Origin of the sequence: Nocardioides flavus (ex Wang et al. 2016), from assembly GCF_014653115.1 — a bacterium.
In the GTDB taxonomy this organism is placed as follows: Bacteria; Actinomycetota; Actinomycetes; order Propionibacteriales; family Nocardioidaceae; genus Nocardioides; species Nocardioides flavus.
Window position 1 is genome coordinate 162351 of sequence record NZ_BNAD01000001.1, and the last position, 24819, is coordinate 187169.

Annotated in this window: 27 protein-coding genes; 9 read left to right on the plus strand and 18 right to left on the minus strand. The window is 72.5% G+C overall.

The window, feature by feature from the left end; translation table 11 throughout:
* Positions 1-118 precede the first annotated feature (118 nt).
* The 7 genes from IE200_RS00790 to IE200_RS00820 form a co-directional block, all read right to left on the minus strand.
* Positions 119-1468: a dipeptidase gene (locus IE200_RS00790; protein ID WP_191277461.1), complete on the minus strand. Its 1350-nt coding sequence runs from the start codon at positions 1466-1468 to the stop codon at positions 119-121.
* A 10-nt stretch (positions 1469-1478) separates the two neighbouring features.
* On the minus strand, positions 1479-2300 hold the full coding sequence (locus IE200_RS00795) for a GNAT family N-acetyltransferase (protein WP_191277462.1): 822 nt from the start codon (positions 2298-2300) through the stop codon (positions 1479-1481).
* Positions 2297-2641, minus strand: coding sequence for a sterol carrier family protein (locus tag IE200_RS00800; protein ID WP_191277463.1), 345 nt, complete (start codon positions 2639-2641; stop codon positions 2297-2299). The genes IE200_RS00795 and IE200_RS00800 overlap by 4 nt, the downstream gene beginning before the upstream one ends.
* Positions 2642-2741: 100 nt before the next feature.
* Positions 2742-3575, minus strand: a complete 834-nt coding sequence (locus IE200_RS00805) for an alpha/beta hydrolase family protein (protein ID WP_191277464.1) — start codon at positions 3573-3575, stop codon at positions 2742-2744.
* A gap of 168 nt (positions 3576-3743) precedes the next feature.
* The gene (gene purL, locus IE200_RS00810) at positions 3744-6029 is read right to left on the minus strand and encodes a phosphoribosylformylglycinamidine synthase subunit PurL (RefSeq protein ID WP_191278104.1); all 2286 of its coding nucleotides are present in this window, start codon (positions 6027-6029) and stop codon (positions 3744-3746) included.
* A gap of 57 nt (positions 6030-6086) precedes the next feature.
* Positions 6087-7256 (minus strand): hypothetical protein, encoded by a 1170-nt coding sequence (locus IE200_RS00815; RefSeq protein ID WP_191277465.1) that lies wholly within the window; start codon positions 7254-7256, stop codon positions 6087-6089.
* A gap of 2 nt (positions 7257-7258) precedes the next feature.
* Positions 7259-7612 (minus strand): hypothetical protein, encoded by a 354-nt coding sequence (locus IE200_RS00820; protein WP_191277466.1) that lies wholly within the window; start codon positions 7610-7612, stop codon positions 7259-7261.
* 172 nt (positions 7613-7784) lie between these two features.
* Between IE200_RS00820 and IE200_RS00825 the strand changes: the two genes are divergently transcribed.
* Genes IE200_RS00825 through IE200_RS00835 form a run of 3 tightly spaced genes read left to right on the plus strand, consistent with a single transcriptional unit; the run spans position 7785 to position 10744 of the window.
* The gene (locus IE200_RS00825) at positions 7785-8873 is read left to right on the plus strand and encodes a hypothetical protein (protein WP_191277467.1); all 1089 of its coding nucleotides are present in this window, start codon (positions 7785-7787) and stop codon (positions 8871-8873) included.
* A 9-nt stretch (positions 8874-8882) separates the two neighbouring features.
* Positions 8883-9308: a hypothetical protein gene (locus IE200_RS00830; protein WP_191277468.1), complete on the plus strand. Its 426-nt coding sequence runs from the start codon at positions 8883-8885 to the stop codon at positions 9306-9308.
* 44 nt (positions 9309-9352) lie between these two features.
* Positions 9353-10744, plus strand: a complete 1392-nt coding sequence (locus IE200_RS00835; protein WP_191277469.1) for a glycoside hydrolase domain-containing protein — start codon at positions 9353-9355, stop codon at positions 10742-10744.
* A 16-nt stretch (positions 10745-10760) separates the two neighbouring features.
* Here the strand turns inward: IE200_RS00835 and IE200_RS00840 are convergent, their stop codons facing one another.
* The 3 genes from IE200_RS00840 to purS are packed head-to-tail and all read right to left on the minus strand — an operon-like array spanning position 10761 to position 12159.
* Positions 10761-11216 (minus strand): DUF3817 domain-containing protein, encoded by a 456-nt coding sequence (locus IE200_RS00840; protein ID WP_191277470.1) that lies wholly within the window; start codon positions 11214-11216, stop codon positions 10761-10763.
* Positions 11213-11881 (minus strand): phosphoribosylformylglycinamidine synthase subunit PurQ, encoded by a 669-nt coding sequence (purQ, locus tag IE200_RS00845; RefSeq protein ID WP_191277471.1) that lies wholly within the window; start codon positions 11879-11881, stop codon positions 11213-11215. Before purQ ends, IE200_RS00840 begins: the two co-directional genes overlap by 4 nt.
* A complete protein-coding gene (purS, locus tag IE200_RS00850; protein WP_191277472.1) occupies positions 11878-12159 on the minus strand; it encodes a phosphoribosylformylglycinamidine synthase subunit PurS in 282 nt (93 codons plus the stop codon). The genes purQ and purS overlap by 4 nt, the downstream gene beginning before the upstream one ends.
* Positions 12160-12271: 112 nt before the next feature.
* Between purS and IE200_RS00855 the strand changes: the two genes are divergently transcribed.
* Complete coding sequence (locus IE200_RS00855; protein ID WP_191277473.1) at positions 12272-13099, plus strand: DUF72 domain-containing protein; 828 nt, start codon at positions 12272-12274, stop codon at positions 13097-13099.
* Between the two features lie 13 nt (positions 13100-13112).
* Here the strand turns inward: IE200_RS00855 and IE200_RS00860 are convergent, their stop codons facing one another.
* The 5 genes from IE200_RS00860 to IE200_RS00880 form a co-directional block, all read right to left on the minus strand.
* Positions 13113-14414: a calcium-binding protein gene (locus IE200_RS00860; protein WP_191277474.1), complete on the minus strand. Its 1302-nt coding sequence runs from the start codon at positions 14412-14414 to the stop codon at positions 13113-13115.
* 265 nt (positions 14415-14679) lie between these two features.
* Entirely contained in the window at positions 14680-16245 is a 1566-nt protein-coding gene (locus IE200_RS00865) for a long-chain-fatty-acid--CoA ligase (RefSeq protein WP_191277475.1), read from the minus strand.
* A 32-nt stretch (positions 16246-16277) separates the two neighbouring features.
* Complete coding sequence (locus tag IE200_RS00870; protein ID WP_191278105.1) at positions 16278-16850, minus strand: SRPBCC family protein; 573 nt, start codon at positions 16848-16850, stop codon at positions 16278-16280.
* Positions 16739-17632: a phosphoribosylaminoimidazolesuccinocarboxamide synthase gene (locus tag IE200_RS00875; protein ID WP_191277476.1), complete on the minus strand. Its 894-nt coding sequence runs from the start codon at positions 17630-17632 to the stop codon at positions 16739-16741. Before IE200_RS00875 ends, IE200_RS00870 begins: the two co-directional genes overlap by 112 nt.
* Before the next feature lie 9 nt (positions 17633-17641).
* The gene (locus IE200_RS00880) at positions 17642-18091 is read right to left on the minus strand and encodes a hypothetical protein (protein WP_191277477.1); all 450 of its coding nucleotides are present in this window, start codon (positions 18089-18091) and stop codon (positions 17642-17644) included.
* A 124-nt stretch (positions 18092-18215) separates the two neighbouring features.
* On the opposite strand from IE200_RS00880, the gene IE200_RS00885 reads away from it, so the two are divergent.
* From IE200_RS00885 to IE200_RS00900, 4 genes are read left to right on the plus strand one after another with little or no spacing between them, the layout of a single operon-like run.
* Positions 18216-19133, plus strand: coding sequence for a hypothetical protein (locus IE200_RS00885; RefSeq protein ID WP_191277478.1), 918 nt, complete (start codon positions 18216-18218; stop codon positions 19131-19133).
* Positions 19130-19873 (plus strand): hypothetical protein, encoded by a 744-nt coding sequence (locus tag IE200_RS00890; RefSeq protein ID WP_191277479.1) that lies wholly within the window; start codon positions 19130-19132, stop codon positions 19871-19873. Before IE200_RS00885 ends, IE200_RS00890 begins: the two co-directional genes overlap by 4 nt.
* A gap of 13 nt (positions 19874-19886) precedes the next feature.
* Positions 19887-20303, plus strand: coding sequence for a hypothetical protein (locus IE200_RS00895; RefSeq protein ID WP_191277480.1), 417 nt, complete (start codon positions 19887-19889; stop codon positions 20301-20303).
* Positions 20300-20818: a hypothetical protein gene (locus tag IE200_RS00900; protein WP_191277481.1), complete on the plus strand. Its 519-nt coding sequence runs from the start codon at positions 20300-20302 to the stop codon at positions 20816-20818. Before IE200_RS00895 ends, IE200_RS00900 begins: the two co-directional genes overlap by 4 nt.
* Positions 20819-20836: 18 nt before the next feature.
* On the opposite strand, the gene IE200_RS00905 is transcribed toward IE200_RS00900, so the two are convergent.
* Entirely contained in the window at positions 20837-21385 is a 549-nt protein-coding gene (locus IE200_RS00905; protein ID WP_191277482.1) for an antibiotic biosynthesis monooxygenase, read from the minus strand.
* Positions 21386-21475: 90 nt separating this feature from the next.
* Positions 21476-21745, minus strand: coding sequence for an acylphosphatase (locus IE200_RS00910; RefSeq protein ID WP_191277483.1), 270 nt, complete (start codon positions 21743-21745; stop codon positions 21476-21478).
* Between the two features lie 34 nt (positions 21746-21779).
* Between IE200_RS00910 and IE200_RS00915 the strand changes: the two genes are divergently transcribed.
* Positions 21780-23222 carry an MFS transporter gene (locus tag IE200_RS00915; protein ID WP_229855930.1) on the plus strand — a complete coding sequence of 481 codons (1443 nt, stop codon included), beginning with the start codon at positions 21780-21782 and terminating at the stop codon, positions 23220-23222.
* 114 nt (positions 23223-23336) lie between these two features.
* Here the strand turns inward: IE200_RS00915 and purB are convergent, their stop codons facing one another.
* The gene (purB, locus tag IE200_RS00920; RefSeq protein ID WP_191277485.1) at positions 23337-24755 is read right to left on the minus strand and encodes an adenylosuccinate lyase; all 1419 of its coding nucleotides are present in this window, start codon (positions 24753-24755) and stop codon (positions 23337-23339) included.
* Positions 24756-24819: the final 64 nt, after the last annotated feature.

Here is a 24819-nt window from a genome sequence, read left to right on the forward strand (position 1 = left end):
CATGTGCGATCGGCCAAGAACCTGCGTCACTCACCGCTCGCGTGAGGCCGCCGGGCCGGAGGTGTGTGAGGCATGTTCCGTCGGGCCAGAACGTGCCTCACTCACCGCCCGGCGGTGGTCAGCCGCGCGGCAGCTCGCCGAGGTTGCGCAGCAGCAGCGCCTCGGCCTTGACGACCTTCTCGAACTCGGCGAGGTGCAGGCCCTCGTTGGCGCCGTGGGCGCGGGTGTCGGGGTCCTCCACACCGGTGACGAGCACGCTGGCCCGGGGGAACGCCTCGAGGAACTCGGCGATGAACGGGATCGACCCGCCGACGCCCATGTCGACCGGGGCGGTGCCGTCCCAGGCCTCGGCGAAGGCAGCACGCGCGGCGTCGTACGCCGGGCCGCTGGCGTCGATCTGGGTGGCCTCGCCCGTGTCGACGACGGTCGTGGTCAGCGTCGCGCCCCACGGGGTGTGCTTCTCGAGGTGGGCCTGGAGGCACTGCACGGCGTTGGCCGTGGTGTCCCCGGGAGCGATGCGCATGCTGATGCGGCAGCGAGCGGCGGGCACGAGCGTGTTGGAGGCGCCCTCCACCTTGGGCGCGTCGAGGCCGGTGATGCTGATCGACGGCTTGGTCCACAGGCGCTCGACGACGGAGCCGGAGCCGATCCACTGGATGCCCTCCGCCGCACCGGACTCGGCACGCAGGCGGGCCTCGGGGTACTCGACGTCGGCAGCCGGGCCGGCGTGCAGGCCCTCGACGGCGACGTTGCCCTCGTCGTCGTTGAGGCTGGCGATGACGCGGCTCAGGGTCATGATCGAGTCGGGGACGAGGCCGCCCCACATGCCGCTGTGCACGGCGTGGGTGAGGGTACGGATCTCGACGTCCATCCGGACCAGGCCGCGCAGGCTGGTGGTGAGGGCCGGCTCGCCGATGTCCCAGTTGCCGGAGTCGGCGATGACGATGACGTCGGCCTCGAGGCGGTCCTTGTAGGTCTCGAGCAGCTCGACGAGGGTGTCCGAGCCGACCTCCTCCTCGCCCTCGATGAACATCACCAGGTTGACCGGGAGGTCGTCGCCGAAGATCCGGACCGCACCCAGGTGCGCGGCGATGCCGGCCTTGTCGTCGGCCGCGCCGCGGCCGTAGAGGCGGTCTCCGCGCTCGGTCGGCTCCCACGGAGGGGAGTCCCAGTCGGCGTGGTCGTTCTCGGGCTGCACGTCGTGGTGGGCGTACAGCAGGACGGTGGGGGCACCCGCGGGCCCGGCCTTCTTCGCGATCACGGCCGGCGGGGCGCCGTCGTACGCGCGGACGATCTCGCAGTCGAAGCCCTCGGCGGCGAACAGGTCGCGCGTGGCCTCGGCGCTGCGCTCGACCTCGCCGGCGCGAGCCGGGTCGGCGGAGACGGACTCGATGCGGACGAGGTCCTCGAGGTCGCGGCGGATGCCGGGCATGACCTCGGCGAGGCGAGCGGAGATGTCGACAGTCATGTCGGTCACCCTAGGACCCGCCCCGACGCTCCTCGCCCGGGGCCCAGTCGCCGCTGCGCCGCTCCAGCATCAGCTGCCGCTCGACGTCGGCGAAGCCGAGCCGGCGATAGACCCCGATCGCCTCGCCGTCGGTGTCGGCCACGATCACGAGCGTACGGACACCCAGCCGGTCGAGGGCGTGCTGACCGGCCGCGTGCACGACGGCTGCGGCCAGGCCCTTGCGGCGGTGGTCGGGGTGGGTCTCGACGCTCTGGAAGCGGGCGACGCCCTCCTCGGTGACGAAGACGCCCGCAGTGGAGACCACCTCGCCGTCGACGAAGGCACCGAACCGCCGGCCGCGCCCGGCGTCGACGAGCCGGCGCTCCTGCGCGTTCTTGCGCCGCGCGAACGTCATGAACACCTCCTCGGCGGTCCGACCGTCGACGTGGCGGCTGAGCCGGGCGCGCGACTCCCAGTCCTCGTCGGACTCGAGCGCGCGGACCTCCGCCTCGACCTCGCGGGCGGCCTCGAGCCGCTCGGCGGTCAGCACGCTCGCGACGTCGACCGTCATGCCCGCGGCCTCGAAGGCGGCCCGCGCCTCGTCGGACAGATCAGCGGTGTCGATGCCGATGCTGACGTGGTCGGCCGTCGGGAACTCGGTGTGGAACGCGCCCACGACCTCCTTCTCACCGCCGGGCACGGGCGGCTGCGCGAGCAGCAGGAAGTTGCCCCAGAAGTAGGTCGGGTTCTCCGGTGACCGCACGACGAGGTGGGTGCCGCGGTCCTCCACGAGGCTGCCCGAGGCGGTCAGCAGCGCGAGGTCGGTCCGGAAGCCGAGGGAGCTGACGTTCATGGGGCGGAGAGTAACGGCAGGTACGGCGACAGGTCCGTGCGCTCCCCGCTCGCGACCACGGCGCCGGAGTCGAGTGCCTCGGCCCAGGTCGTGTGCCCGGTGGCGAGCCCCAGCCACGTGTCGGCGTCGGTCTCGACGACCGCCGGCGGGGTGCCGCGGGTGTGGCGCACGCCCGGCACGGCCTGCACCGCGGCGTACGGAGGCACCCGGACCTCGACCGAGCGACCGGGTGCGCGCGTCTCGAGGACCGCGAGGTAGTGCTTGACCAACGCTTTGGTGTCGGTCGCGGCGAGCGCCGTCTCGAGCTGCGCGGGGGTGAGGACCTTCAGTCGTGCGGGCACAGCCTGAGGCTAGACCCGCACCATGAAGGCAGTTCGCGCCAGGTCAGGGGCCGCTGAGCGTAGAGGAACGGGCCCGACCGGCGAACTGCCTTCATGGTGCTCAGGCGATCTCGTCGAGGATGCCGATGATGGTCGCCCATGCGTCGCTCGTCGGGTCGATGACCCCGAAGTGGCCGCCGGTGACGGGCACCAGGGTGGCCTCCGCGCCGGCGGCGGTCGCGGCCTCGACGTAGCGGGCGGACTGCTCGAAGGGGACGATGTCGTCGTCACCGGCGTGGACCGCCCACAACGGCACGTCGAGCGGGATCTGTCGTTGCGGGTCGGCCAGGTCGTACGACTCGTCGTCGGGGCCGGCGCCCATGAGCGCCTGCACGGCGCCGCCGCCGAGGCCCTGCTCGAAGGCGCTCGTCAGGTCGAGCACACCGGCCTGCGAGATCACGTGGGTGACCTCGATGCCGGCCGGCCACTCCGTGCGACCGCGCGCGGCGGCCCAGGCGGCGAGGTGCCCGCCTGCGGAGTGCCCCAGGGTGATGACAGGGCCGGTGTGGGTGCTCGTCATCACGGCCAGACCGCGGTCGATGTCGTCGAAGGTCTCGGGGAAGCCGCCCCCGTTGCCGACGCGGCGGTACTCCAGGTTGACGGTGGTCCAGCCGCGCGCGGTGAGGTCCTCGGCGAGCGGGGTGCCGAGCGAGGCGTCGTACTGCGCCTTCCAGAAGCCGCCGTGGATGATTGCCACGAGCCCGCGGCTCTCCCCCTCGGGGTCGCGCACCTCGACCCACTGGCTGGGGTCGTCGCCGTAGTGGATGCGGTCAGGAGGTGGTGCGCCCGGGTTTCCGGTAGGGCTGGACACGATGGACTCCTCGGAGCAGGCGCTCAGCAGCGCAGACGGGACGATCCCGAGTACGGGCAGCGCGAGGAGCGTACGACGGCGCATGCCGGATGTTCGGAGCCGCTCGTCGGATCGCTGGGTGACGATCGCCGGTGTGGGTCGTCGACATCGGATCGTGGAGTCCGTGTTCCGGACAGTGGCTCGCCGACTCCACGCTCTCGTTGCGATCCCCGGGCAACCGGTGATCGCAACGACGGGGCTCGACCCCGGCCCTCAAGAGCCGAGGACGGCGGGCATCGTCGCCCGCCAGGCGGCCTTGGCCTCCGCGACCGGGAGGTCGAAGACGCCCTCGACGGAGATCACGTCGCCGCCGGTGTGCCCGAGGGCGGTGATCGGCACGCCGTGGCGCCCGGCGAGCGCGAGCAGCGCATCGGCCTGCTCGTCGGTCGTCGTCACGAGCGCGCGGGCGGTGGACTCGGAGAAGAGCGCGACGAAGGGGTCGCCGCCAGCGACGGAGCCCAGCGACACCGAGACGCCGATGTCGCGGGCGAAGGTCGACTCGGTGAGGGCCTGAGCCAGGCCGCCGTCGGAGAGATCGTGGGCGCTGGTGAGGAGGCCGTCGCGGGCCGCGTCGTGCAGCAGGGCCGCGAGGGCCTGCTCGGCCGCGAGGTCCAGGCGCGGCGGCAGGCCGCCGAGGTGGCCGTGCACGACGTGGGCCCACTCCGAGCCGGAGAGCTCCTCGTGGGTCTCACCCAGGAGGAGGACCCGCTCCCCCTCTGCGGCGAATCCGGTGGGCGTACGCCGGGTGACGTCGTCGATCACGCCGAGGACGGCGACCACCGGGGTCGGCAGGATCGCCGTCTCGCCGGTCTGGTTGTAGAGGCTGACGTTGCCGCCGGTGACCGGGATCCCGAGCTCGAGGCAGGCGTCCTTGAGGCCGCGGCACGCCTCGGCGAACTGCCACATCACGTCGGGGTCCTCGGGCGAGCCGAAGTTGAGGCAGTCCGAGACGGCCAGCGGCCGGGCGCCGCCGGTCGCGACGTTGCGGTAGGACTCCGCCAGCGCGAGCCGCGCGCCGGCGTAGGGGTCGAGCTTGGCGAAGCGACCGTTGCAGTCGGTGGAGACCGATACGCCGAGGTTGGTCTCGGCGTCGACGCGCACCATGCCGGAGTCCGACGGCTGCGCGAGCACGGTGTTGCCCTGGACGTAGCGGTCGTACTGGTCGGTGATCCACGACTTGTCGCACAGGTTGGGCGAGGCGACGAGACGCAGCAGCGTCTCGCGCAGCTCCTCGCCGGTCGAGGGCCGGGCGAGCGCCTCGGCGCGGTCGGCCTGGAGGTCGTCCTGCCAGTCGGGCCGGGCGTACGGGCGGTGGTAGACCGGACCGTCGTGGGCCACCGACCGCGGGGGGACGTCGACGACGCGCTCGCCGTGCCAGTCGATCTCGAGGCGACCGGTGTCGGTCACCTCGCCGATGACGACGGCCTCGACGTCCCACCTGGCGCAGATCGCCATGAACGCCTCGACGTCGCCGGGCTCGACGACGGCCATCATCCGCTCCTGCGACTCGCTCATGAGGATCTCCTCGGGAGCGAGCGTGGAGTCGCGCAGCGGCACGCGGTCGAGCTCGACGTGCATGCCGCCGTCACCGGCCGAGGCCAGCTCGGAGGTGGCACACGAGAGCCCGGCGCCGCCGAGGTCCTGGATGCCGGCCACGACACCGGCGGCGAACAGCTCGAGCGTGCACTCGATGAGCAGCTTCTCCATGAAGGGGTCGCCGACCTGGACGCTGGGCCGCTTGGCCGGGCCCGTCTCGTCGAAGGTCTCGGAGGCGAGGACGGAGACGCCGCCGATGCCGTCGCCGCCCGTGCGCGCGCCGTAGAGGACCACCTGGTTGCCGGCGCCGGACGCCTTGGCGAGGTGCAGGTCCTCGTGCCGGAGGACGCCGACGCACAGCGCGTTGACCAGCGGGTTGCCGGCGTACGTCTCGTCGAAGACGGCCTCACCGCCGATGTTGGGCAGGCCGAGGCAGTTGCCGTAGCCGCCGACGCCGGCCACGATCCCGGGCAGCACCCGGGCGGTGTCGGGTGCGTCGAGCGGGCCGAAGCGCAGCGGGTCCATCACCGCGACCGGGCGCGCGCCCATCGCGAGGATGTCGCGCACGATGCCGCCGACGCCGGTGGCCGCGCCCTGGTAGGGCTCGACGAACGACGGGTGGTTGTGGCTCTCGACCTTGAAGGTCACCGCGTAGCCCTGGCCGATGTCGAGGACCCCGGCGTTCTCGCCGATCCCGGCGAGCATCTTGCCGACGGGCGTCTCCTGCGGGATCTCCCCGAACTGCTTGAGGTGCACCTTGGTGGACTTGTACGAGCAGTGCTCGCTCCACATCACGCTGTACATCGCCAGCTCCGAGCTCGTCGGGCGACGGCCGAGGATCTCGCGGATCCGGGCGTACTCGTCGGCCTTGAGGCCGAGGTCGGCCCATGGCTGCTCGCGCTCGGCGTCGGCGGCCGCGAGGGCCACCGTGTCGAGCGTGCCGGTCGCGCCGGACGTCGTCAGGCCGGGGGCGGTGCGGGCGGGGGACTGCGGGGCGCTCGTCTCGGGCACGACCCCAATCTACCGGCGGCGGCCCCCCTGGTCCGCGTCGGGCGCCGGCTCGTGGACGACCTCGACGAGCGAGCGCCGCCCGGCCTCCTCCACGCCCTCCTCCGGGTCCTCCTCCGGGTCCTCCTCCGCGCGCTCGCGCCGCGACTCCCTCGCCCGCCCGTTCTCGCGCGCGGCCTCACGCTCGGCCCTGCGCGCGGCCCGCTCGGCTCGCTTCTCCTCGAGAGCGGCGCGCTTGGCCTCCTTGACGACCTCCTTGTCGCGGGCGACCCGCGCGGCGGCCTCGTCGGCCGTGCTGCGCTCGAGGCGGGGTACGCCGGTCCGCGCGGCAGCGCTGCGTCCACCCGCCGCGCCTCGCGCCATCGTGCCTGCCCGCGCCGCCATGGCCCCGGCGCCCATGCCCCCGATGGGCGGGGCGGCCTGGCCCGACGAGCGCCTGGCCGCCGCGCCGCGCAGGGCCGCCGCCGCGCCCGCCCCGGCCGCGAGCGGGCCCGGGCCGCCCGACGAGATCCCGGTCAGGTCGGGTGTCGACACCGAGACGGGGGCGATCGGCGGCAGCGCGCCCACCCCTGCCTGGGCGGCGCCCCGTACGGAGGTCGACGCGCCCGGCACGGAGCCGACGCCGGACACCTCGCGGGCCGGGCCGAGGACCCCGGGGAACCGCCCGCTGGTCAGGGTCATCAGCTCGATGCGCACGGTGACGAGCTCGGCGCGCGCCGCGCGGAGCCGGGCGGCCTCCCCGTCGAGGGAGACGGTGAGGCGGCGACGGATCTCCTCGGTCTCGGCCTGTCCACGCACGACCTTGCCCCGGTCATCGTCCTCCGAGGGCCTGAAGACGAGGTGGCGCGCCTCGCCGACCGTCTCGTGCGGCACCATCGCCACGGTCGTCCAGGCACGGTCGAGCTCCTTCTGCGACGAGGTGAGGATCGTGCTGACCGCCCGCAGCGACCCGGCGACCTGCTCGGCGAGAGCGGTGAAGCGGTCGAGGTTGGCCAGCACCTCGCGGCGGTGCTCGGCGAAGCTCTCCGCGGCTGCGGCGTCCCAACCCTCGGTGGCGCGACGGGCCGCCTCGACGAGCTCGTCGCCGCGACGCGCCACGAGGACGGCGAGCTCGCTCCAGCGCTCCGCCGCGGCCTCCAGCGGACGCACGTCGGCGCGGAGCTGCCACGGGTTGGCGGGCACGGTCAGCGCCCCCCGCAGCCCGGGACCGAGCCGAACGGCCCCCCGTCCAGCGAGCGGGAGGTCCGGTCGAGCTCCGCGGCGACGGCGTCGTCGGCGCGTACGGCGTCCTGGGCGGCGTCGACGAGGCCGGCGATGCCCATGGCGAGGGCGTCGACCAGCGACGACACGACCTCGTCCGCGTCGGCGAGCGCGTCGGCGTACGAGGCGGACAGGTTGACGGTGCCGGGGTTGTCGCCGAGCGCCACGCACGCCCCGGCCAGCTCGTCGAGCGCGAGGCCCCAGTCGTGGCGCATCGCCTCCAGGACGTGCTCGGACGAGGCCGCCAGCTCGACCAGCCTGGCCGGCTCGACCTGCATCAGGGATCGCTTCGCGTGTCCGCCCACCTGAGCCGGATACCCGCACGGGCGCGCCCCAAACACCCCGGTGCGCACCCTGTGGGCACAGACGACGAACGCGAGGGTTTCGGCCGGCGGGCTTCGGGGAAGTCAGCCTTCGACGCCCCGTCTCTCGGACCACCAGGAGCCCGCGATGAACGCTGTGATGACTGTCGACCTGTCCGAGCTGGACGCATGGGCCGCCCAGGTCCAGCGTGCCAGCGACGACCTCAGCGGCATCGCCCGCAACGGCGGCCACGGCCTCGTCCAGACCGACTTCGGCCCCATCCTCGAGACGATGATGGGCGCCTACCACTCGCTGCTCCCCACGGTGCACCAGTCGCTCGAGGACAACGGCACCGGCCTGCGCGACCACGCGGAGGCGCTGCGCGCCACCGCCCGCGACTTCACCCTCACCGAGGACGGCATCGTCCGTCGCCACCAGGCCACGGGGGTCGACGCGCGCGACGGCTCGACGGGCTTCTGGGACGTCGCGGACACCACGATCCGGCGTGCCACCCCCACGGAGACCAACCTGCCGCAGGTCAGCCTCGGCTTCCCCTACGACACCGTGTGCGACCTCGTGCGGATGCTCACCGGCTTCGACATCCGCGCCGAGCTCGCGGAGCGGATCGGCGGCGACGTGGTCACCGCCTCCACGCAGGGCTCGTGCTTCGGTGCCCTCGGCACCTCGATGAAGGGCGTGGCGGCCAACCTGCAGGGCGGCAGCCAGACCATCACCCGCACGTGGCAGGGCTCGACCGCCGACGCCGCCATCGGCCAGATCGGCACCTGGGTCGGCTCGCTCGACAGGCAGGCCGGCCAGCTCGTCCAGATGGGCCGGAACATCGTCCAGATCTGCCGCGACGCCTGGCAGACCGCCCTGTCGGTCGTCCAGTGCGTGAAGGCGGCGGTGCAGACCGTGTCGGCGGCGCTCGCCACGATGAGCATCCCCGGCGTCGGCTGGGCCCGGGTCGTGCAGGCGGTCTACCAAGCCTTCCAGGCGGTGATGAAGGCCTACAAGGCCCTCATGAAGCTCATCGACATCCTCCAGCAGGTCAGGTCCTTCATCGAGACCGTGAAGAACTTCTTCGACGGTGACAAGCCTCCGGTCTCCACGCCGACCGCCCCGGTCTCGACCGGCACGCCCAGCAGCGTGACGCGCGACCCGTCGACGATCACCTCTCCGACGGTCGGCCAGCGCCCCGCTCCGGTCGCACCGGTGGCCCCGTCCCCCGCATAGCCTGCTGCCATGAGCGACCCCCGCAGCCAGGCCGAGATCCTGGCCGCCATCAGCGCAGCGCGCGAGGACCTGACCGCCAGCCTCGCCGACCTCCGGGCGACCGTCGACCAGATGAACGCCCGCCCCCTCCTCACCGACGAGGAGAGGGAGGCCCTCGAGGAGCAGGCCGAGGCGGGTGAGCTCGGCGAGGACATGAAGGCGCTCGTCGGCAAGATCAAGGGCGGCGAGGACACGTGGGAGGCCGTCTTCTCCGGCGAGTCCCCGAACGGCAGCCTGCTCCAGGGACACCTGACGACGATGCTCGAGGAGCACCAGGAGGACCTCGCGCTCGCCTTCGAGGAGCTCATCGAGGCCGAGGAGGCCCAGGGCAACTTCCTCCTCGACGAGGTGCCGACCGCTGGCGACCTTGGTGGCGGTGGAACTACAGGTCTGTAGTTCGACCGAACCCCTGTGACGGGTGTGACTGGTGTGGTTCCCTGATGCCCCGTCTGCTGCTCGTCCCGCTTGGAGCCACCGTGCGCCTCGTCCTCGCTGCCCTCTCGCTCGTCCTCGTCGTGCCGTCGTTCGCCTCGGCGCCGGCCGCCGCCGCCGACGACGCACCGGGCGCGAGCAGCGCCCGCACGCTCGCCTCCCAACGGCAGATCGCGCTGGCCACTCCCGGCGACTTCACCGGCTACGGCTTCGACCAGTGCCTGGCCCCGACCCAGGCGGCGATGGACGCCTGGTGGAAGAAGTCCCCGTTTTCGGCCGTCGGCATCTACATCTCCGGCGACTCACGCGCGTGCCGCTCGCAGCCCAACCTCAGCCCCACCTGGGTCGCCGCCCAGGTAGCCCGCGGCTGGCGGCTGCTGCCGATCGCCCTCGGCCCGCAGGCCTCCTGCCAGCCGCGCTTCCCGCGCTACCAGGACGACTTCAGGATCAGCCCCAAGCCCGCCGGCGACTACGCCGTGGCCGCGGCCCAGGGCGCGGCCGAGGCCGAGAAGAACGCGGCGGACGCGACGGCGTACGGCATCGGGCCGGGCAGCACGATCTGGTACGACCTGGAGGGCTTCGACCTCGGCGACACGCACTGCCGCGAGTCGGCCCTGAGGTTCACCAGCAGCTGGGTGACGCGGATCAGGGAGCTGGGCTACGTGGCCGGCTTCTACTCCAGCGCGAGCTCGGGCATCAAGATGCTCGACGACGCGCGCCGGCTGCGCCCCGGCCAGTTCGCCCTCCCCGACCGCATCTGGATCGCCCGCTGGGACGGCGTCGCCAACACCTCGACGACCTACATCCCCGAGGACGGCTGGCGCCCGGGCGGCCGGATGAAGCAGTACCGCGGCGGCCACAACGAGACGTGGGGCGGCGTCACGATCAACATCGACAGCAACTTCATCGACCTCGGCGCGGGCTCGGTGCCGCGTCCCGAGGGCCGGTGCCCAGGCACCCGGCTCGGCTTCTGGAAGTACCCCGCGCTCTCCCCCGGCGCCGCGAAGCCGACCCGCGTCAGGGTCCTGCAGTGCCTGCTCACCGAGCAGGGCACCTACAGCGGCCCGGTCGACGGGACGTACGACGCCGCGACGATCGCGGCGGCGCGGGCCTGGCAGGCGGCGCGGAGGTTCACGCCGACCGACTCGTTCGAGAAGCGGCACTGGGTCGCGCTGCTCGCCGCCGGCGCGCGTACGACCGTCAAGCGCGGGTCCGTCGACGAGTCGGTGCACCGGCTGCAGCGGGCGCTCAACGCCGCCGGCGCCGGACGCTTCCGGGCGACGGGTGTCTTCGACGCGAAGACCGAGAAGGCGCTGCGCGCCTACCAGTCGCGACTGCGGATCGCGGCGTCCGGGGTGGCCACGCGACAGACCTGGAACAAGCTGCAGCGCGGCCTCTGAGTCCCTGCGCGGGCCGTCAGACCGGCGGGCCGACGAGCAGCGCGACGCCGGTCAGGCCGAGCACGGCCACCACGCCGACGGCCGCGCCCTGCGCGGGACGGCGCACCAGCCAGGCGGTGAGCCCCTCGAGCAGCCCCGTCGGGGCCTCGGTGCGCAGCCGCCAGGTGTCACCGAGCAGGCCGGACCGCTCGGCCCAGCGCTCGAACGGAACGGTCGCGAACGGCGGGATCGCCGCCCCGAGACCGAGGGCGAGGCGACTGACCGGCCACCGCTGGTCGACCCAGAGCAGACCGGTGGCGAGGCAGTAGGCGATGAAGACGACGCCGTGGACCATGCCGAAGACCTGCACGCCGAGCTCTGTCGTACGGGTGACGTACTTGAGGAACATGCCGGTCAGCAGCAGCGCCCAGGTGATCGCCTCGGCGACCGCCGCCCAGCGGTAGACCGTGCGGGGGCTCGTGCGGGGACTCATGCGAAGGCGTGCTCGGCGAGCGAGGTGAAGAAGCCGAGGCCGTCGGTGCCCGGACCGGTGAGGTCCTCGACCGCGTGCTCGGGGTGGGGCATCAGGCCGACGACGTTGCCGCGCTCGTTGGAGATGCCGGCGATGTCGCGCAGCGAGCCGTTGGGGTTGCCGTCGAGGTAGCGGGCGACGACGCGGCCCTCCCCCTCGAGCAGGTCGAGGGTCGCCTCGTCGGCGACGAACCCGCCCTCGCCGTTCTTGAGCACGATCGTGACCTCGGCGCCGGCGGCGTAGGCCGACGTCCACGGGGTGTCCACCCGCTCGATCCGCAGCCGCTGGTCGCGACAGACGAACTTGCGGTGGTCGTTGCGGATGAGCGCGCCGGGCAGCAGGTGCGACTCGCACAGGATCTGGAAGCCGTTGCAGATGCCGAGCACCGGCATCCCCTTGCCAGCGGCCTCGATCACCGAGGTCATGACCGGCGCGAACCGCGAGATGGCGCCGCAGCGGAGGTAGTCGCCGTAGGAGAACCCGCCCGGCAGCACGACCGCGTCGACGCCGCGGAGGTCGTCGTCGCCGTGCCAGAGCGGGACCGCCTCGTTGCCGCCGATGGAGACGGCACGACGGGCGTCGACGTCGTCGAGCGAGCCGGGGAAGGTGACGACCCCGACCTTCATCGGCCGGCCTCGTGCGCGACCTCGGCCACGGAGCGGTCCTCGACGTGGACCTCGAAGTCCTCGATCACGGGGTTGGACAGCAGTGTCTCCGCCACCTTCTCGATCTCGGCGAGGACCTCGTCGGTGATCTCGCCGTCGACCTGCAGCTCGAACCGCTTGCCCTGGCGGACGTCGGTGACGAGGTCGAAGCCGAGGCGGGGCAGTGCGCCGAGCACCGCCTTGCCCTGGGGGTCGAGGATCTCGGGCTTGGGCATGACGTCGACGACGACTCGGGCCACGGGGTGCTCCTGGGGACAGGGTGGGTCGGGCGCCCCCGAGTCTAGTGAGGAGCTCGGAGCACCCCCGCGTCGGGCGTGCATGCGTGGACAGCACGCCGGGTACCGTGCCGGGATGATCCGCGTCGGCATCTCGGGCTGGCGCTACGTCCCGTGGCGCGGCACCTTCTACCCCGCCGGCCTCCAGCAGCGCCGCGAGCTGGAGTACGTCGCGCAGCGGTTGACCTCGGTCGAGGTCAACGGGTCCTTCTACTCCCTGCAACGGCCGTCGAGCTGGCAGGCCTGGGCCGGGCAGGTCCCCGACGACTTCCTCTTCGCCGTGAAGGGCCCGCGGTTCGTGACGCACATGAAGAAGCTGGTCGACGTCGAGACCCCGCTGGCGAACTTCTTCGCCAGCGGCCCGCTCTCGCTCGGCGAGAAGCTCGGGCCGCTGCTGTGGCAGCTGCCGCCCAACCTCGGCTTCCACCCCGACCGGCTCGCCGCGTTCTTCGACCTCCTCCCACGACGTACGACACACGCGGCCGCCCTTGCCGAGCACCACGAGCCGGAGCGCCTGAAGGAGCCGGGGGTGACCGTCGCGTCCGTCGACCTGCCGCTGCGGCACGTTCTCGAGGTGCGGCACGCCTCGTTCCGTACGCCGGAGTTCTGCGAGCTGCTCCGCGCCCACGACATCGGGATGGTCGTCGCCGACTCCGCAGGGACGTGGCCGATGTTCGACGAGGTGACCAGCGACCTCGCGTACGTCCGGCTGCACGGCGACACCGAGCTCTACGCCAGCGGCTACGGCGACGCGGCGCTCGACCGGTGGGCGGAGAAGATCCGGGCGTGGGCCGCCGACGGCCTCGACGTCCTCGTCTACTTCGACAACGACGCCAAGGTGCACGCGCCCTTCGACGCGATGGCCCTCCAGGAGCGGCTGGGCATCGTGCCGAGGGGCACGTGAGCCCCGGCGTGCGTCAGCGGGTGACGCGGAACCTCCGCACCGACGGGGTCGGGTCGACGACACCCGCGAGCACGGCCCGCACCCGCACCGTGTGCTTGCCGGGCTTCAGCTTCTTCGTGGCGACCTTGTAGGGCGACGAGCAGGACTTCCACCGGCCCTTGTCGACCTTGCACTGGAAGGTCGCGCCGGCGTTCGGCGAGGAGAAGGTGAACTTCGCCTTCGCCGGCTTGGCGACCCGCTTCTTGCCCTTGACCGCGCTGGTCTCCGGCACGACGGGGGCCGGCGGCGGCGGGGTGACGACGGCGGGCAGCTGGACGCTCTCGCAGCCGCTGACGACGTCGGCCGCGTCGGCGACGACGGTGTCCGTGCCGTCGCCGCAGGAGATGGTGTCGACCTCGCCGTCGCGGGCGTTGACGACGTCGTTGCCGGCGCCGGCGTGCAGCGCGTCGGACCCGGCGCCGCCGGTGAGCGTGTCGTCACCGGCCCCACCGGAGAGCGCGTCCGCAAACGCTCCGCCGACGACGACCTGCGGGCCGGAGAAGGCGCGCACGGCCTGGGTCCCTGGGAAGGTGGCGCCGTCCCAGGTGCTGGGGAGCACCCGCGGGACTGTCGCCTCGACGTGCTCCAGCCCGCTGATGGGCACGGCCTGGCTGATCGGCGTGCCGGGCACGCTCAGCGTCAGGGCCGATGCGGTCACGGCGAAGGCGAGCGAGTCGTACGGGGGTGCGAGGGTGTCGAGGTCGAAGTCGATCTCCCAGGTGTCGTGCCCCTCCCCGCCGTCGACGCCGCCCGTCGGTGCCGTCTGGACGATGCGGTCGTCACCCGGCCCGCCGGACGCGAAATCGGTGACGTCGGTGATGACGTCGTCGCCGAACCCGCCGACCGCCGTCCGGGCGCCGTCGATGCGGTCGTCACCACCAGCGGTGTTGACGGTGTCGCCGCTGCCCCCGGTGACGCGGTCCGACAAGGGCGAACCGCTGTAGGTGTCGGCGAAGGAGTCGTCGAGATAGGCGTCGACGACCTCCAGGAGGGGGAAGTCCGCAGCCGTGACCAGGGCCGTCGAGACGGTGTCGGCCCCGTCCCCGGGCCCCACGTAGAGCGAGTCGACGGTGGCGCAGTCCTCTCCCGCCGTGACGCCGCTCGCATAGAGGACCCCGCCCGCACAGGACACGACGATGTCGTCGGCCGCGGCGTCGCCGGACACGGTGCCGCCGGCGAAGACGGTGACCACGGCCGACGCGGGAGCCGCGTGGCCGAGGACGAGCGCGGTGACCGCGGCAAGGGCGAGGGCTGGCTGCTTCAGCGGGAGCGTCATGGCCCGCATCGTGTCGACCGCGCGCACCACCGTCATCGGTGGAAGCACGCATGTCCAGACCACCGGTGGCAGCCCGTACGTCACTCCCGCCGGCGCGCCGCCACGATCACGAGGGCGACGCCGAACCCGGCCAGCACGGGGCCGATGGTGGCCCAGATGGTCTAACCGGTCATCGGGCTGCCCTCGAGGTAGCCGAGGCCCTGGAACGTCCAGATGCCGCCCGTGATCACCATCAGCACGCCGAGGGCGATGCCGAGCGCGCGCATCAGCCGAGCTCGCGCTTGAGGATCTTGCCGGTGGCGGTCATCGGGAGCGCGTCGACGAACTGGACGATGCGGGGGTACTTGTAGCCAGCCATCTGCTCCTTGGCCCACGCGACGAGCTCGTCCTCGGTCACGGTGGCGCCGTCCTTGCGGATCACCACCGCCTTGACCTCCTCGCCGTGGCTCTCGTCGGGAACGCCGATGACGGCGGCGAGCGAGACGTCGGGGTGGGTGAGCAGGACCTCCTCGACCTCGCGCGGGTACACGTTGTAGCCGCCGCGGATGATCATGTCCTTGGACCGGTCGACGATGTAGTACCACCCGTCGGCGTCCTTGCGGGCCAGGTCGCCGGAGCGGAACCAGCCGTCGACGATCGCCTCGGCGGTGGCGTCGGGACGCCCGTAGTAGCCCTTCATGATGTTGGGGCCCTTGATGGCGATCTCGCCGACCACGTCCTCGCCGTCGGCGAGGTCCTCGCGCACGCCGGGCTCGGGGTTGATCAGCTTCATCTCCACCCCGGGGATCGGCTTGCCGATGGAGCCGACGCGCACGGGCTCGCCCCACACGGAGAAGCTCGCCACCGGGGAGGTCTCGGAGAGGCCGTAGCCCTCGAGGATGGTCACGCCGAAGCGGCGCTCGAACTCCTTGTGCACCTCCACCGGCAGCGCGGAGCCGCCGGCGACAGCGACCCGCACGGTCTCGGCGACCTTCTTCACGTCGACCCCCGAGTCGTCGAGCGCGCCGAGCAGCCCCCAGTACATCGTCGGGACGCCGGCGAAGAACGTGACTCCCTCGGCCTCCATGAGCTGCAGCGCGGGGCCGGCCTCGAAGCGCGGCAGCATGACCACGGTGCCGCCGAAGGCGAAGCCGGCGTTCATGATCACCGTCTGGCCGAAGGAGTGGAACAGCGGCAACACGCACAGCAGCGTGTCGGGGTTGTCGGCGTCGGCGCCGAACAGCTCCTCGCTGACCATCGCGTTGGAGATCATGTTGCGGTGCATCAGCTCCGCGCCCTTGGGCTGCCCGGTGGTGCCCGAGGTGTAGAGGATGACCGCGGTGTCGTCGTCGCCGACCTCGCGCGACTCGAAGCTCGGCGCCTGGCCGGCCATCGCCCGGCCCAGCGTCTCGGTGCCCGGGATGGGCGACTCGGCGGCCGGGTCGGCGGTGATCACGAAGAAGTGCTCGCACCGCTCGGCCTGCTCGAAGCCGGCGTGGCCCTCGGCGCCGATCGGGAGCTCCGGCGTGCCCTGGAAGCAGAAGTAGGCCTTCGCGTCCGAGTCGTCGAGGTGGTAGGCGACCTCGCGGCCCTTGAGCAGCACGTTGAGCGGGACGACCGTCGCGCCGGCCTTGAGGATGCCGTAGTAGACGATCGGGAAGTACGGGAGGTTGGGGCAGCTCAGCGCCACCTTGTCGCCCGGCTCGATGCCCCGCGAGACCAGCAGGTTGGCGACCTGGTTGGCCGCGGCGTCGACCTGGGCGTACGTCAGGCGGGTGGCGCCGAGCACCACAGCCGTACGGTCGGGGTGGGCCGCGGCGGAGCGCTCGAGCAGCGAGGAGAGGTTCGACATGACGCCAACCTACTCACGGGTCGTGACGCCCGTCACCCGCCGTCTCGCCGGCCACCCGCCCCGCCCTCGCGACCGGCGAGGATCCGCCCGGCCTTGCGCAGGTCGGCCGCGATCGCCGGTGAGGCCAGGAGCCCCGCGACGAGCGCGGGCACGGCCCAGGCGCCACGTCCCTCGACCACGGCGTCGGCGCGCACGCGGCAACCGCCCGTGACATCGGTGAAGTGAAGGGTGAGCGTGGCGCTGAACCCGCGCCAGCGGCCGCGCTCGGTCCACACCCGGAACGGGACCAGCTCGGTGGTCTCCATGTGCGGGCGGACCCCCACCGACGTGTTGTCGCACCAGGTCTGCCCGACGTGCGGCTCCTCGTCGGCGGGGACCTCGACCGAGCGCAGGGACGACTGCCACTCGGGCCGGTTGCGCGGGTCGCACAGGTAGCGGAAGGCCGCCTCGGCCGAGACCGGCAGCTCGACGGTGACGGAGATCGCCCGGGCGCTCAGAACGACTCCCCGGTCAGCAGCTCGTACGCCTCGACGTAGCGCGCGCGGGTGCGCTCGACGACGGCGTCGGGCAGCGGCGGCGGGGCGTCGCCGGAGGTGCGGTCCCAGCCGGACTCGTGCGTGAGCCAGTCGCGCACGATCTGCTTGTCGTACGACGCCTGGGCCCGGCCGGGCTGCCAGTCGGCGGCCGGCCAGAAGCGGCTGGAGTCGGGGGTCAGGACCTCGTCGGCGAGGACAGTCGTGCCGTCGGGCCGGCGGCCGAACTCGAGCTTGGTGTCGGCCAGGAGGATGCCCCGCTCGCGGGCGAGGTCGTGGGCCTTGTCGTAGACCTCCATGGTCAGCATCCGTAGCTCGGCGGCCGCGTCGTCGCCGACGGTCTCGACGACGGCCTCGTAGGAGACGTTCTCGTCGTGGTCGCCGAGGTCGGCCTTCGTGGCGGGGGTGAAGATCGGCTCGGGCAGGCGGCTGCCGTCCTGGAGACCGGCGGGCAGCGCGATGCCGCACACCTCCCCCGTACGCCGGTAGTCGAGCAGCCCCGATCCCGTGAGGTAGCCGCGCGCCACGCACTCGACGGGGAACATCTCGAGGCGCTCGCAGATCACCGCGCGCCCAGCGACGGCGGCGGGGACGTCGGTCGACACGACGTGGTTGCCGACGAGCCCGGCGAGCTGGTCGAACCACCACAGCGACATCCGGGTGAGGATCTCGCCCTTGCCCGGGATCGGGGTGTCGAGGACGAAGTCGTAGGCCGAGATGCGGTCGCTGGCGACCATCAGCAGCCGGCCCTCGTGCTCACCGGAGTCGATGAGGTAGAGGTCGCGGACCTTCCCGGAGTGGATGTGGGTCGTGCCCTCGATCGCAGGGGCGGTGGGGATGTTGAGATCGGCCACGCGCCGAGCCTAGCGGCGTGGGGACCACCAGCGGCGCCGGCGCTCGCCGTCCGGTGCGGCGAGGCCGGCGATCGCGTCACGCAGGCCGTCGCGCACCGGCACCGCGAGGTCCGGCGTGGTGAAGGTGTCACCGGGGTCGAGGTCGAGGCCCTCGACCGTGTCCGCGAACAGCCCGAGGGGGCGGCGTACGGCGTCGTGGGCGGGCGCGAGGTGCTCGTCGAGGAAGCGCGAACCCGGCCGTGTCGCCCGTCGGACCGCCGCCAGCTCGCGCGAGCGCTGGTCGAGCAGGTCCCACGGGGAGGGCTCGCCGGCGGCGAGGGCGGTGGCGACCTCGACCATCGCGACCGCGGCGGCGTCGATCGCCTCCTCCTGCCACTCCGCCCCGGCGAGGGCCTCGGTGACGCAGCGGTCGAAGCGCGCGTCGAAGACGCTCTGGAAGCTCTGGGCGACGGGATCCACCCACCCATCCAAGCAAGACCCCACCCGACCAGGCGCACACGACCTGTCCTCTGCCGTCGACTGGTTTCGGGAACGTCCCGCGGGGTAGATCCGGACAGACAGTTCTTCAGGGGGTATCGGCACCGTGTTGCGCATCTCGTTCCCGACGCTCGGCAGCGCCGCCGCACTCTGCGGTGGGCAGGCCGACCACGTCGCCACCATCAAGACCTACGTCAGCGACGTCTGCGACCGCCCGTCGGCGTTCCGCGGCGTCCTCAACCTCTTCGAGGGGTCCTACAACTCCGGCGTCAACGCCGCGCTGACCGGACTCCAGAACTCCGTCCAGATCGGCGACAAGATGCGCGTCGAGCTCCGCGCGACGCGCGACGACTTCATCGAGGCCGACCTCGCCTCCTACAAGCGGATGCGCGACGCGCTCGGCGACCTCGCGGCGATCGCGCCCTACCAGCTCCCGACCGGTGGCGACGACTACCACCACGGTGGCACCCCTCCGCCGGTGACGCCCGGGGAGCACGAGGAGGACCAGGACGGCCTCGGCTGGGGGGACTACGGCGACGCCGCACGGGACCTGGGCCTGCGCGACACCCAGCGCGAGACCGACCAGCCCGACTGGGCCAAGAGCCACAAGGACCGCTACTCCGACTGGTGGGACCGCCAGACCGACAAGGCCGGCGACGAGCGGCGAGTCGACGAGAACGCCCGCGACCGCCAGCGCGACGACGCCCGCGCCGCCGGTGAGCGGGCGCGCGACGAGGCGAAAGCCGACGGCGCGAGCCGGGCCGAGGCCCGCGACGCCGGCAAGGAGGAGCGGCGCGACACCAACCGCGATCACCGCGACTTCAACGCCGGGCGCGATCTCGGCGGACGCACCGGCGCCCACGCCAACGACCTCTGGAACGAGGGCAACGACCTCCACCAGAACGTCAACGACCTCGGCGACCACGCCGGCAACATCGCGGAGAACCACGAGCAGGCCGAGGACCTCGACGAGTTCCGCGACCGCGACGAGGACAAGGATCTCCAGGACTGGGGTGCACGATGACCGTCAGCGAGCGCTACGACGCCAGCCAGGCCGTCAGCGGCGGCCGCCCCGACGGCGGCATGGGCGACTACATCGACAGCCTGCGCGACGACTGCGGCCTGATCATCGGCGCGATCCTGTGGGCGGTGAAGAAGTTCGCCCACCGCGACCTCCTCGCCGAGCTCCTCGAGCCGATCGCCGGCGACTTCAACGCGATCTCCTCGATGCAGAAGGGCTGGCTCCAGGTCGCCAGCGCCAGCGGCGCGGTCGGCGACAACTACGCCTCGCTGCGCTCCCAGCTCGGCCCGGTGCTCGACGGACAGTCCGCCGACGCCATCGACGCGATCCTCGACCGCATCGCCGAGGCCCACCAGGGCCAGGAGGACGCGGCCGAGCTCATCTCCGAGCAGCTCGGCAACATGCTCGAGGTCGCCCAGGCGACCGCGGAGTGCGTGTGCGCGGCGCTCGAGTTCATCGACTCCTGCATCCAGGAGATCCTCGCCGACGCCGCCGTGCCGTTCGCCGGGTGGGTCAAGGCCGGCGTCTCGGCACCGGGCAAGGTCCGCAGGGTCGTCCAGCTGATCACCCAGGGCAAGGACGCCATCGAGAACCTGCTGCGCTTCGCCAAGGTCGCGATCACGGCGATGAAGTACCTCAACGCGCTCTTCGACACCGCCAACCTGGTGCTCAACGCGATCGAGCTCGGCGGCGACGCCGGCAACTCGACGAACGTCGACGACACCGCCGACGCCGGCTTCTAGAGTGGGGACCACCATGGACCGCAACGACCCGCAGCTGCGCGCCGCCGTACGCCGCTCCAACGAGGCCAAGAAGGCGGCCGTCGCCGACATCCGCGCCCTGACGGCGTCGATCAAGCGCAGCCACGCCCAGTTCAAGGCCGAGGCCGCGGGCCGGCGTACCGAGCGCGAGGAAGCCAACCGCCGTGGCGACAACGGCCCCGACGTGCAGCGCGTGCAGCAGCGCGTCGACCGCGGCGAGACCACGTGGGACGCCGTGCGCAACGGCTCCGACGACCACCCGAGCAGCATCCGGGTGCGCCAGATGATCACCGCGAACCTCGACCAGCTCGGCGAGGTGATGGCCCGCGATCCCGAGATGGCCGAGCAGCAGCGCGACCTCGACCTGCGCAACGCCGAGCTCGAGCGGCTGCGGGACCCCGACGGTCGATGAGCCCGAACCGCCGCTCCGACCGGCTCGTCATCTGGGTGTGCTCGCTGGCCGTGCTGGCCGGGGCCGGTGTGCTCCTCGGGTTCACGGTGCGCGACGTCGTGCGTCACGTGAGCGCTGACGACCAGCCCGCGACCATCACCGCGATCGGTGGCACGGGGTCGAGGGTCAGCACCAACGACCGCCGACGCTCGCGCAGCATCAGTTTCCGCCTCGAGGACGGCTCCGAGCATGCGGACGCGGCGGAGGGCCGGTGGTTCTGGTGGCCCGACGAGGGCGACACCATCCACGTGCACCAGGTCGCTCCAGGCGACTGGGAGATCAGCGAGGAGTTCTCCTGGCTGCGCACGCTGGGCTTCGCCGCCCTGTTCCTGCTGCCGTGGGTCGTCGCACTCCTCAAGGTGTGGGAGTGGGGCCAGAAGCGCCGGCACCCCGAGCGGTGGGCGGCCAAGGAGCGTGAGTCGCGCGACCGGGTCAGGCAGCGGCTCGACCGGAAGCGGCAGTCGCGCGGGACGTGATGCACCTGCGGTGACCCGTCAGCGGTGCAACCACCAGCCCATCCGGCGCGTGACCCACGGCAGGAAGACGTAGGTCATCAGGGGCGTCATGATCGTGGTCACCAGCACCACCCGCGGGACGATCGCCCAGTCCGCGATGCTGCGCGAGGCGACGAGGTTGGCCGTGAGGCTCAGCGGCAGGAACACCATGTAGATGACGATCATCTGCTTCCACCGCGGCGGGGCGGCGGGTGCGGCGCTGAGCAGCTCGACCGACGCCGGCTCGTCGAACCACCCCTCGATGCCGGTGCGCCGCTCGCGGCGCGACTCCACGACGTCGCCGGCAGCGGCCTCCAGCCACCAGGCGCGCTGGGGTGAGGCCTCCCAGGCTGCGAGGGACTCGGCGTCGGCGAAGCGGTAGAGCATGTGCCAGTCGGCCGAGTCGGTGCTGGGACGCACCCAGCCCGAGCCGAGGAAGCCGTCGAACTTCTCCGCCATCGACGTGCCCGCCTGCATCCACGCCAGCATCTGCGCAGTGTGGGACGGGTCGACGTGGCGGGTGACGGACACGGTGACGGGGGCGGACATACCGCCCAGTGTCGGGCTCGCGGGCCCGCGCGGTGAAGCCGGCGGCGACGAGATCCCGGCCACGTACGGACGGCATCCGGTCCCCGCCCCTCAGCCGGTGACCTCGAAGCGCGAGGCACCCGTGACGGCGGCATCGCGCGCGGCCACGCCGCTCACCCGCGCCGACGGAGGTCCCTGGCGACACCACTCCACCAGGGCGTCGACCGCGTCGTCCTCGCCCTCGGCGTGGAGGAGCACCGTGCCGTCGACCTCGTTGCGCACCCAGCCGGTCACCCCGAGCTGCTGCGCGCGCTGCTGGGCGTACCAGCGGAACGCGACGCCCTGCACCCGACCGCTGACCCGCGCCTGGACCGCCTTCATGGGTCGATCATGCCCCGGGTGCAAGGCTGTGCGGGTGAGCCAGCAGGAACGTGCCGACGCAGCGCCCCGCGCAGACGACGCGTACGAGCCCGATCCCCGCCGCTGGCGGGTGCTCGCGGTCTCGCTGGTGGTCGGCTTCATGTCGCTGCTCGACGTCACGATCGTCAACGTCGCCGTGCCCTCGATCCGCGCCGGGCTCGACACGAGCGCCGCGACGATCCAGTGGGTCGTCTCCGGCTACGCGCTGGCCTTCGGGATGACGCTCGTCGCCGGAGGCCGGCTCGGCGACGCGCACGGCCGGCGCCGGATGATGACGATCGGCCTCGTCGGCTTCGTGGTGTCGAGCGCCGCGGTCGGGCTGGCCCCGAACGCCGCCTCGATCGTCGTGGCCCGACTGGCGCAGGGCGCCAGCGCGGGCCTGCTGACGCCGCAGAACTCGGGTCTCATCCAGCAGCTCTTCCGCGGCGAGGAGCGCGGACGGGCCTTCGGGATGTTCGGCTTCACCGTCGCGGTCGCCTCCGCCGCGGGTCCCCTGATCGGCGGGGCGCTGATCGCGCTGCTCGGGGAGGAGGACGGCTGGCGCTCGCTGTTCCTCATCAACGTGCCGATCGGGCTCGTCGCGCTGGTGCTGATCCGCCGGCTCGTGCCTGACAACGACGTGGGCGCCGAGGCTGAGAAGGACCCCCGGGTCGACGTCGTCGGCGCGCTGCTGCTCGGGCTCGCGGTGCTCTCGGTGCTCTACCCGCTGATCAGCCTCGAGGGCGGGGCCGGCCTCCCTTTGGTGGTCCTCGTCGCGTTCCCGGCGCTGGCGTGGGCGTTCGTGCGGTGGGAGCGCCGGACCGTACGCGACGACCGGCCGCCGCTGCTCGACGTGTCGCTCCTGCGCGGGCTGCCCGGCTATGCCAACGGATTGGCCGTCGGCACCCTCTACTTCACCGGGTTCACCGGAATCTTCCTCGTGCTGTCGGTGCACCTGCAGGAGGGCGAGGGCTTCTCACCGCTGGGGGCGGCGCTGCTGATGACGCCCTTCGCGGTGGGGGCCGCGACGACGTCGCCGCTGGCGGGCAAGCTGGTCGGGCGGATCGGGCGCCGGGTCACCCTGGTCGCGCTCGGCGTGATGATGACCGGCACCGCCCTCGCCGCCCTGCTCGTGACCCAGCCGACCGACCGGCTGTGGTGGACCCTCGCGCCGGCGATGCTGCTCGCGGGGATCGGCGGCGGCGGGGTCATCTCCCCCAACTTCACCCTCACTCTCGCTGAGGTCCCGCCCCAGATGGGCGGCGCGGCCGGCGGCGCGCTCCAGACCGGCCAGCGCATCGGCTCCGCGCTGGGCGCGGCGCTGCTGATGACCGTCTACCAGGCGGTCAGCTCGGTGACCTCCGCACCCGTCGCGGCGCGGACGGCCCTCCTCACGGCGCTGGTCGTGCTGGCTGCGGCCTTCGCCGCCGCCGTACGGTCCTGGCGGCGCGGGGACTGAGGCTCGGGGGTCCTACCTCGCCGTCGGAACCACCGGTGAACCGGTGGTTGCTGAACTTCCAGCCCGTTGCAACGGGCGAGAAGCGCGCAGAAAGGACTGGAAGTCGGCCGGCCGTCAGAGGATGGCGCCCGGGGTGTACGTCGCCGCGTCGGGGAAGCGGGCGGCGAGCGCCTCGACGCGGGCGACGACCGCACGGGTCTGGGCCACCGCGGCGCCGGTGAACTCGATCGGGTCGGCGACGAGCGCGTCGATCTGGTCCCGCGTGAGCCCGAGGCGAGGATCGGCGGCCAGCTTGGCGAACACGTCGTTGTCCGCCTGGCCGGCGCGCATCGCCAGCGCCGTGCCGACGGCGGCCTCCTTGATCGCCTCGTGCGCCGCCTCGCGGCCGACCCCGTTGCGTACGGCTGCCATCAGCACCTTGGTCGTGGTGAGGAACGGCAGGTAGCGGTCGAGCTCGCGCTGGATGACCGCCGGGAAGGCACCGAACTCGTCGAGCACGGTGAGGAAGGTCTGGAAGAGGCCGTCGGTGGCGAAGAAGGCGTCCGGTAGCGCGACCCGGCGGACCACGGAGCAGGAGACGTCGCCCTCGTTCCACTGGTCGCCGGCGAGCTCGCTGACCATCGACAGGTGCCCGCGCAGGATCACCGCGAGGCCGTTGACCCGCTCGCAGGAGCGGGTGTTCATCTTGTGCGGCATCGCCGAGGAGCCGACCTGCCCCTCCTTGAAGCCCTCGGTCACCAGCTCGTGCCCGGCCATCAGGCGTACGGTCGTGGCGAGGTTGGACGGGCCGCTGACCAGCTGCACCAGCGCGGCGACGACGTCGAAGTCGAGCGAGCGGGGATAGACCTGGCCGACGCTGGTCAGCACCTCCTCGAAGCCGAGGTGGGTGGCGACCCGCTCCTCCAGATCGTCGAGGCGCGACGCGTCGCCGTCGAGCAGGTCGAGCATGTCCTGGGCGGTGCCCATCGGGCCCTTGATCCCGCGCAGGGGATAGCGCGCGAGCAGCTCCTCGATCCGCTGGACGGCGATGAGCATCTCGTCGGCGATCGTCGCGAAGCGCTTGCCGAGCGTGGTGGCCTGGGCAGCCACGTTGTGGGAACGGCCGGCCATCACGGTGGCCTCGTGCTCGGCAGCGAGGCGACCGAGGCGTACGAGCGCGGCGACGGCACGGTCGCGCACGACCTCGAGCGAACGGCGCACCTGCAGCTGCTCGACGTTCTCGGTGAGGTCGCGCGAGGTCATGCCCTTGTGGATGTGCTCGTGCCCGGCCAGCGCGGAGAACTCCTCGATGCGCGCCTTGACGTCGTGGCGGGTGACCCGCTCGCGCGCGGCTATCGAGTCAAGGTCGACGCGGTCGATCACCGACTCGTACGCCTCGACGACACCGTCGGGCACGTCGATGCCGAGGTCGCGTTGGGCCTTCAGCACCGCGACCCACAGCCGGCGCTCGAGGACGATCTTGTGCTCGGGCGACCAGATCTCGGCGAGGTCGGCGCCGGCGTAGCGGGTGGCCAGGACGTTGGGGACGCTCACGGCTCAGATCATCCCATCCGCCGAGGTCCTCACCCGGCCTCGGGTAGTCCAGTGAGAATCGGTC

What these genes read in the sequence shown, in the direction of transcription:
- IE200_RS00835 (WP_191277469.1), top strand. Translation starts at nt 9,353, where the DNA reads ATGCCCCGTCTGCTGCTCGTCCCGCTTGGAGCCACCGTGCGCCTCGTC.
- IE200_RS00855 (WP_191277473.1), top strand. Translation starts at nt 12,272, where the DNA reads ATGATCCGCGTCGGCATCTCGGGCTGGCGCTACGTCCCGTGGCGCGGC.
- IE200_RS00790 (WP_191277461.1), bottom strand. Translation starts at nt 1,468, where the DNA reads ATGACTGTCGACATCTCCGCTCGCCTCGCCGAGGTCATGCCCGGCATC.
- IE200_RS00890 (WP_191277479.1), top strand. Translation starts at nt 19,130, where the DNA reads ATGACCGTCAGCGAGCGCTACGACGCCAGCCAGGCCGTCAGCGGCGGC.
- IE200_RS00860 (WP_191277474.1), bottom strand. Translation starts at nt 14,414, where the DNA reads ATGACGCTCCCGCTGAAGCAGCCAGCCCTCGCCCTTGCCGCGGTCACC.
- IE200_RS00825 (WP_191277467.1), top strand. Translation starts at nt 7,785, where the DNA reads ATGAACGCTGTGATGACTGTCGACCTGTCCGAGCTGGACGCATGGGCC.
- IE200_RS00865 (WP_191277475.1), bottom strand. Translation starts at nt 16,245, where the DNA reads ATGTCGAACCTCTCCTCGCTGCTCGAGCGCTCCGCCGCGGCCCACCCC.
- IE200_RS00805 (WP_191277464.1), bottom strand. Translation starts at nt 3,575, where the DNA reads ATGCGCCGTCGTACGCTCCTCGCGCTGCCCGTACTCGGGATCGTCCCG.
- IE200_RS00910 (WP_191277483.1), bottom strand. Translation starts at nt 21,745, where the DNA reads ATGAAGGCGGTCCAGGCGCGGGTCAGCGGTCGGGTGCAGGGCGTCGCG.
- IE200_RS00895 (WP_191277480.1), top strand. Translation starts at nt 19,887, where the DNA reads ATGGACCGCAACGACCCGCAGCTGCGCGCCGCCGTACGCCGCTCCAAC.
- IE200_RS00795 (WP_191277462.1), bottom strand. Translation starts at nt 2,300, where the DNA reads ATGAACGTCAGCTCCCTCGGCTTCCGGACCGACCTCGCGCTGCTGACC.
- IE200_RS00840 (WP_191277470.1), bottom strand. Translation starts at nt 11,216, where the DNA reads ATGAGTCCCCGCACGAGCCCCCGCACGGTCTACCGCTGGGCGGCGGTC.
- IE200_RS00905 (WP_191277482.1), bottom strand. Translation starts at nt 21,385, where the DNA reads ATGTCCGCCCCCGTCACCGTGTCCGTCACCCGCCACGTCGACCCGTCC.
- IE200_RS00830 (WP_191277468.1), top strand. Translation starts at nt 8,883, where the DNA reads ATGAGCGACCCCCGCAGCCAGGCCGAGATCCTGGCCGCCATCAGCGCA.
- IE200_RS00820 (WP_191277466.1), bottom strand. Translation starts at nt 7,612, where the DNA reads ATGCAGGTCGAGCCGGCCAGGCTGGTCGAGCTGGCGGCCTCGTCCGAG.
- purQ (WP_191277471.1), bottom strand. Translation starts at nt 11,881, where the DNA reads ATGAAGGTCGGGGTCGTCACCTTCCCCGGCTCGCTCGACGACGTCGAC.
- IE200_RS00900 (WP_191277481.1), top strand. Translation starts at nt 20,300, where the DNA reads ATGAGCCCGAACCGCCGCTCCGACCGGCTCGTCATCTGGGTGTGCTCG.